Below are 6611 nucleotides of genomic sequence, written 5' to 3'. Positions count from 1 at the left end.
TGTCCATTAGCGACTACCACCTACTTTTTAGCATGAATTTTGTCCATTACACCCATCTGCTTGATTATTAAATCTACTTACAAGATAAACATGCTCACTCAAATATGATTACTTAATATCAAATCTGTCTACGACTGCCTGCCATATTCGCGCGCTCACCTCATCAGTACTGCCTGACGCATCGATACGCTGGATACGTTCAGGATGCGAGCTTGCAAGTTGACTAAAACCGGTATGTACCCAAGTAAAAAACGCCATTGCTTGCTGCTCAAAGCGATCTGCTGCGCTGCGCTTATTGGCGCGTGCCATGCCCTCTGCTACAGGCAAATCAAGCCATAAAGTCAGCTCAGGCAACTGCGTCACAAACTGCTCGATCAGCGTCTCAATTTTGGTCAGCATCGCTTTATCGCCATGTCCGCGTCCAAACCCTTGATACGCAATAGTAGAGTCCGTAAACCTGTCGCAAATAACCCATGTGCCACGTTGTAGCGCAGGCAGGATGACTTGCTGCATATGATCACAGCGTGCTGCAAATAATAATAAAAGCTCTGTATCATCCTCAATTTCAGTCGCAGGATCTAGCAATATATCGCGCAGTCGCTCAGCAAACGGACTACCACCCGGCTCGCGAGTACGAAGGTATTGAATACCGTTTTTCTCTAGTTGCAAGCAGAGCTGCACAATCGCCGTGGTTTTCCCGACGCCTTCCGTTCCTTCAAAACTAATAAACCGCCCTACAATAGGTGCGGTCGTCGTTTGTGAAGCATTTGATTCCAGTAGCGTGGACGATGCTGTACTCGGTTGTACGGATGGCGCGTTGGTCTGTATAGATACTGACATGATATGACCTTATGTCATCGGTGAGCGCTATCGTTAGATTATAGCGCTTAATAAACGATACGTTTTATAAGAGATAAAGAAGTGCTTTATTGCGGCGGTGTTTGAGATTTTTTCTCGCGCATGACGCTCAGATAGTCTTTTACCGCTTGGTTGTGCTCAGCCAAGCTATTGGTAAATTTATGTCCGCCGTTACCAGTTGCCACAAAGTAAAGGGCGTCGCTATCGGCAGGATGCAAGGTGGCTTCGATAGATGCGGCAGATGGCAGCGCGATTGGCGTTGGCGGTAAGCCATCAATCTGATAAGTATTATAAGACGTTTTTTCATCGATGTCTTTACGGCGGATATTACCATCATAACGGCTACCCATACCATAAATGATGGTCGGATCGGTCTGCATACGCATGTTTTTAACCAAGCGATTTCTAAATACGGCAGAGACTAGCGGACGCTCTTCTGGTACGCTGGTTTCTTTTTCGATGATAGATGCCATTACTAGTGCTTCGTAAGGGCTATTATAAGGTAGGTCAGGCGCGCGTTTTTCCCACGCATCAGTCAGCGCTTTTTGCTGGCGTTTATATAGGTCCGTGAGCACTTTTTTATCGCTCGTCCCTTCACCATAATAATAGGTATCGGGCGCAAACCAACCTTCAAGATTATGATTGACGATAGGATCACTACTGTTAGTCACGCTGTCTGGCAATATACCAGCCAAATCTAACGCTTGTGCAATGCTGGCATTATCGCTGTCGGCGGTCAGCACTTCTTTTTCGATATTGTCATTATCACGCAGCGCTTGATAGAGGTCTTTTGAGGTTTTGCCTTCGATGATTTGCACCTTTACCATAGCTGCTTTTGCGCCCTGCTCTAATATTTGCAATGCCTCAGCAATGGTTGGATTTTCAGGTAATTGATAAATGCCTGCATGCAAAGGCGCATCGACTTGCGACTTGATATATAGCTTGGCTACGCTGGCCGAAAATAGCGGAATCTGATTTTGCCACTGCGGCAATAGGCCATAATACGTCTGACCTTGCTCAATCGTGACCATTTGCTGCGGCTGCTCGATACGACCAAACAAGGTCTGATACACCATGACTAAGAAAAATGCAGCAATGAGTCCTAGCACTAGCAATACTTGATAACCGCGCTGCATAAAAAACGAGGGATTGTTGACTTTATATTGACGCGGTTTGCTGTTGCCACTGATGAGTGAGACATTGGTTGCTGGCGTGTCTTGCACCCTATCTACCACTGGTTGCGCGTCCGGTAACGTGGTGTCTACACGCTCCTCGACTGTGCCATCTTGCTTGTTTGACGGCGACTCATTGGGACGTTCAGGTGGTGTATTGGGTGTGGGCTTGCTCATGGCAACTCGCGAGGCAGATGTTTGCTAGAATTTAGCACTGAACCGTACGATTTTCAATGGTATTTGCTTAGCTTATGCATTAACTTGGTCTATACACTGATTTATATGGCTCAACATTCCCACCTTTTACTGGTATTTTTATCACTGTCCATCGATGCTGACACTCTATTATGAATCTATATTTTGACCAAAGACTCGCCAAAAACTATCACTCTAAATCACAGATTATTCGTGTTCTCAGTGAAACATGGGTAACAGAAAATGGTTACTGTCCTAATTGTAGCGAGCAGCCTTTGACTGAATTTGCTAACGGTCAACCTGTTGCTGATTTTTACTGCGCGCATTGTAATGAGCAATATGAGCTAAAAAGTAAAAAAGCCAAGTTAAGCAACATCGTTAATGATGGCGCTTACAAGACGATGGTTGAGCGTATCAATAGTAAGGACAATCCCAGTTTTTTCTTTTTGACCTACTCAAAAGCATACGCCGTTAATAACTTTCTAATTATTCCCAAGCAGTTTTTTACCCCTGACATTATTATGAAGCGCAAACCCTTATCAGTGACTGCCAAACGCGCAGGTTGGGTGGGTTGCAATATTGACTTACGAAAAGTGCCAGAATCAGGCAAAGTATTTTTGGTCAAAGACCAAAAAATTATGGATAAAGAGTCGGTTACCCAGCAATTCCAAAAAACCTTATTTTTACGCACGCAATCTATAGAGTCGCGTGGCTGGACATTAGATGTTTGGCAATGTATCGATCGACTTGATGCTCACTTCTCTCTGAATCAGGTTTATGCTTTTGCTGATGAGTTACAGCTCAAACATCCTGAAAACAACCACGTAAAAGATAAAATTCGCCAACAGTTACAGGTATTACGAGATAAAGGCATTATTGAATTTATAAGCCGTGGCCATTATCAAAAGTTATACTAAGAACACTTATCATCCCATAATGGCAAACCTTTGGCAGCAACCAAACGACCGTAAAACTTGTGAGGAGGATAATCTAGCTCTAGCTCATCATTTACTTTGAAAAAGTGTTTCACATTGCCATCGAGACAGGTATAAGCTCGATTTTTTACCTGTTTATTCCAGCTCATTAACAGCCCTAACGGAGTGCGAGAAGCTTTAGTAAAAGCTTGTCTTTCGGTTGTGATTGCACACATCACAGTATCTTCATGAAACTGCTTATCTAAACCTTGTTCAATGACTTCTTGACGGGTATGCGCATACTTAAACACACTTCCAAACGCTGTGTATTTTTTATCTTTCTTAGAATAGACAATACTAAATGCTATCTGTGAATAGCAAGGTAAGTGAATTACTTCATCAGGATTTTCTTTTGCTACACAGCAAACTTTATTAAATATCATCAATCTACGAACTTGTAGTGGAATTCGTTGATCTTTATATACCGAACGCATGCGATACTGTCCTTTTAAACATTTCTATTGAAAAAGGATCATTGATCGATTTGCTTTATGGCACAAGTCTGCGTAACAAAAGACGATCACTTCTTTTGAGGGCTTTTGCTAATCTACTTGGTATAAATGACTAAAGTGATATATGAGAGACTTTAATTATTGAGGACATTTATGATAAAGACAGGCGGTTCAAATACTTACCAAATAGAAGTAATCGAAACGATGAGTGCACTTATAGAAGTGGTTGCAGAAGATGGTGAAACTGCTCTACTAAAAGCGCGAGAAATGTATAGAAGCGAGGATATTATTTTAGAACCTGATGATATGCTTGATACTGAATTTATTATCTTTGGCGTAGAAGAGAATGAGTAGCTAGCTCAAACCAAAAGTAGCTCTCAGTACTTGTGAACATTAATGAATAAGCGTATAGATAATAGTAGAGCGCTGTCTCTTGACCAGTACATTCAATGATGGTTTGACAGTGAAAAGCGATAAAGTCCAGTCAGTCAATAAAGGTCAGTGGGACAAGCTTGTCAGTGACAATGATGCTTACGTATTTACCTACGAATGGCTTTCTGCTGTACGAGAGAAAATGGCAGATAATGCGACATTATGGGTTAGTGGTACACATCACAATATTTTTACTCTGGGTCGTATTTTGCCGCAGCTTGGTTTTAAAATACTTAATGTTATAACTTGGGAAAAAACCAATCCACCGCCTAATTTTTCTTGTCGGTTTTTCACTCATTCAACAGAGTTTATTATCTGGGCGAGAAAACATCCTAAAGTGCCACATTATTTCGATTACGACTTGATGAAACGACTCAATAACGATAAGCAAATGAAAGATGTGTGGCGCTTGCCAGCAATTGCTAAATGGGAAAAATCTTGTGGTAAGCACCCTACGCAAAAACCTTTGGCATTATTGGCACAGATGATTTTAGCCTCTACTAAAAAAAATGCTTTGATACTTGACCCTTTCGCTGGATCTTCAACAACAGGTATCGCAGGTAATGTCTTAGAAAGACGTTTTATTGGTATTGAACAGGAAACTGAATATCTACAACTCAGCCAAGCACGCTATGAAGACCTACAACTTGAAGGGAAAAAAGAGTTTTTCAAACAACATTTCTATCGTTTATTAAATAAAGGAAATGACAATTAAGCGGATTGAAAATCCACAATATCACCTGACAATAACGTTAAACTGGTTATGGGCATGATGCCGCGCAGTGCATTGCAAAAGAATAACCGCGTCAACCTAGGCAAGTCTTCATCTGATAACGACCGTATCACCACTGGATATTCTGTCGTGGACAAAGCATCAATAATCACTTGCCGCATGACACCAGCTACGCCCGATTGATCCATGGAAGGGGTGTACCATTGAGCTGTTGTTAGATAATTCTCATGATTGTTATCAACACCTTTGTGGCCACTAGAGCACGTTTCAGATTCGCATAAAGGCTCATCTGCTAACTGATAGAACACATTGCTCATCGTACCTTCAACCCAGTGACCACTCATATCACGTAGCAGTCCTTCACTGAGGCTCTTTTTAACGTTAGCCGCTAGTGGTTCAGCTTTTATACGCTGTAGCTCGCCACTAGCAAGGACATTGTCTAGGCGGCTCAAGCTTTTGAGTCCTGCCAGCGGTGGCGGCAGGCAGGCAATCTGTGAAAATAAACATATCGCCGAGGCATTCGGCTGCATGGGTACTAGATTGCCATCAGGTAACGACAGTTGCACAGCCGTGGAGACTCTCATAACAGCCGGTTTTAGCCATATCTCACAAGCACTTCCTGATTCACTTGGTGCATAGCCATAACCGCGAATATCTTGTGCAGCGCGAGTCACCACGAGCTTGAGCATACCCTGCTCTAGCTGCTGGGCATATATCTTTAATACCGCCAATAATGCTTCGCAGTCCATATCTAACTGCAAGGCGTCAGCATGGGAGATGAACCGCTGACGATGATAGTCTGCCCATAGAATGAGTCCATCCATCACACCCATGGTCGTAAAAAATCCATCCGCATATGCTAGGCCGCGGTTGTCTGGCGACAGTGTCACCGCTTTGCTGGTTGCCGTATCGTCTTGTGGATATAGACATACCCAGCTGTTGGGCAGTGACCTCATATCTAGCATCGCTTAGCTATTGTCTGTTTGGGCAGCGGATTTATTGATGACTAGCATACAGCTATAAAACTCACATTTTGCCAGTTCCACTTTCTGTCCGCCAATGACTCTGTTTTTGATGATTTGATTGTTGAGCATCTCAGCGACCATTTTACCACCCTCATCACCCATCAGTCGGCGCGATAGTTGGTAGGCTTTTTTGGCATGCTCTTGGCTCAACTCTTTTTCTTTATCAGAATCGGTCGGATTGGCATAATACCAGCCAAGCTCAAGATATTTTTCGGAGTCGATAATATCTAGATAAGGCGCGTCCGTCTTCATAAAGCGATATTTGGCGGCAGGATTACTGGCGTAGTCTAGGCTGTTTTCATCGGTGCTCATCACCTGACCAAATGCCGATTTTATCCCCTCTAGCTCATCAGTATTAAGCGGCTCTACTTTATCCGTTGACCATGCCGAGACATCGTATTTTACTGGTGTACCTTGTTGGGCGGTCGCGCCATCTAGATCAGGATTGTCTACCGCGCTGTTTTCTACAGGAGCCTCGGCCACAGCCTGCTCGCTGCTCTCAGCGTTTGTCTCTGGATTTTGCGTATCCTCTTTGGTGCTATCACAGCCGCCAAGCGTCACACTAACTGCCATTATCGTACCAACTAGAAGAGTCTGAAGGTTATGGTTCCACATAGATAATTTACTCACACTTTTAGATTGATCTTAAAAGAATATTAACGAGCTGGCCCAGAAGCCACCGATAACAAAGGATTTTTTAATAAAGAATGTATGTAATAAAAGTTATAACCTAGCAGTCATTAGAGCATATTATACTAATTAACATGTAA

General features: G+C 43.0%; 8 protein-coding genes. 3 read left to right on the top strand and 5 right to left on the bottom strand.

Annotation, left to right across the window (positions count from 1 at the left end; all coding sequences use genetic code 11):
• Positions 1-108: 108 nt before the first annotated feature.
• Complete coding sequence (gene tmk / locus L0G63_RS02940) at positions 109-741, bottom strand: dTMP kinase (protein ID WP_301449319.1); 633 nt, start codon at positions 739-741, stop codon at positions 109-111.
• Positions 742-926: 185 nt separating this feature from the next.
• Positions 927-2207, bottom strand: a complete 1281-nt coding sequence (gene mltG / locus L0G63_RS02935) for an endolytic transglycosylase MltG (RefSeq protein WP_301449316.1) — start codon at positions 2205-2207, stop codon at positions 927-929.
• 170 nt (positions 2208-2377) lie between these two features.
• Here mltG and L0G63_RS02930 point away from each other — a divergent pair, with 170 nt between their 5' ends.
• On the top strand, positions 2378-3142 hold the full coding sequence (locus L0G63_RS02930; RefSeq protein ID WP_301449315.1) for a DpnI domain-containing protein: 765 nt from the start codon (positions 2378-2380) through the stop codon (positions 3140-3142).
• Here the strand turns inward: L0G63_RS02930 and L0G63_RS02925 are convergent.
• Positions 3139-3633 (bottom strand): hypothetical protein, encoded by a 495-nt coding sequence (locus L0G63_RS02925; protein ID WP_186475262.1) that lies wholly within the window; start codon positions 3631-3633, stop codon positions 3139-3141. The two genes, L0G63_RS02930 and L0G63_RS02925, sit on opposite strands and share 4 nt — an antisense overlap.
• Before the next feature lie 171 nt (positions 3634-3804).
• Between L0G63_RS02925 and L0G63_RS02920 the strand changes: the two genes are divergently transcribed.
• Both L0G63_RS02920 and L0G63_RS02915 read left to right on the top strand, forming a co-directional pair.
• Positions 3805-4005 carry a DpnD/PcfM family protein gene (locus tag L0G63_RS02920; RefSeq protein WP_058024875.1) on the top strand — a complete coding sequence of 67 codons (201 nt, stop codon included), beginning with the start codon at positions 3805-3807 and terminating at the stop codon, positions 4003-4005.
• 109 nt (positions 4006-4114) lie between these two features.
• On the top strand, positions 4115-4798 hold the full coding sequence (locus tag L0G63_RS02915) for a site-specific DNA-methyltransferase (RefSeq protein ID WP_301449314.1): 684 nt from the start codon (positions 4115-4117) through the stop codon (positions 4796-4798).
• On the opposite strand, the gene L0G63_RS02910 is transcribed toward L0G63_RS02915, so the two are convergent.
• Both L0G63_RS02910 and L0G63_RS02905 read right to left on the bottom strand, forming a co-directional pair.
• Positions 4795-5772, bottom strand: coding sequence for an aminotransferase class IV (locus tag L0G63_RS02910; RefSeq protein WP_301449313.1), 978 nt, complete (start codon positions 5770-5772; stop codon positions 4795-4797). The two genes, L0G63_RS02915 and L0G63_RS02910, sit on opposite strands and share 4 nt — an antisense overlap.
• Before the next feature lie 12 nt (positions 5773-5784).
• On the bottom strand, positions 5785-6414 hold the full coding sequence (locus L0G63_RS02905; protein ID WP_301449312.1) for a hypothetical protein: 630 nt from the start codon (positions 6412-6414) through the stop codon (positions 5785-5787).
• Positions 6415-6611 lie beyond the last annotated feature (197 nt).

Origin of the sequence: Psychrobacter sp., assembly GCF_030454045.1 — a bacterium.
Taxonomy (GTDB): domain Bacteria; phylum Pseudomonadota; class Gammaproteobacteria; order Pseudomonadales; family Moraxellaceae; genus Psychrobacter.
Note: the sequence above shows the minus strand (reverse complement) of the source record. Positions and strands in the feature narration are given on the sequence as shown.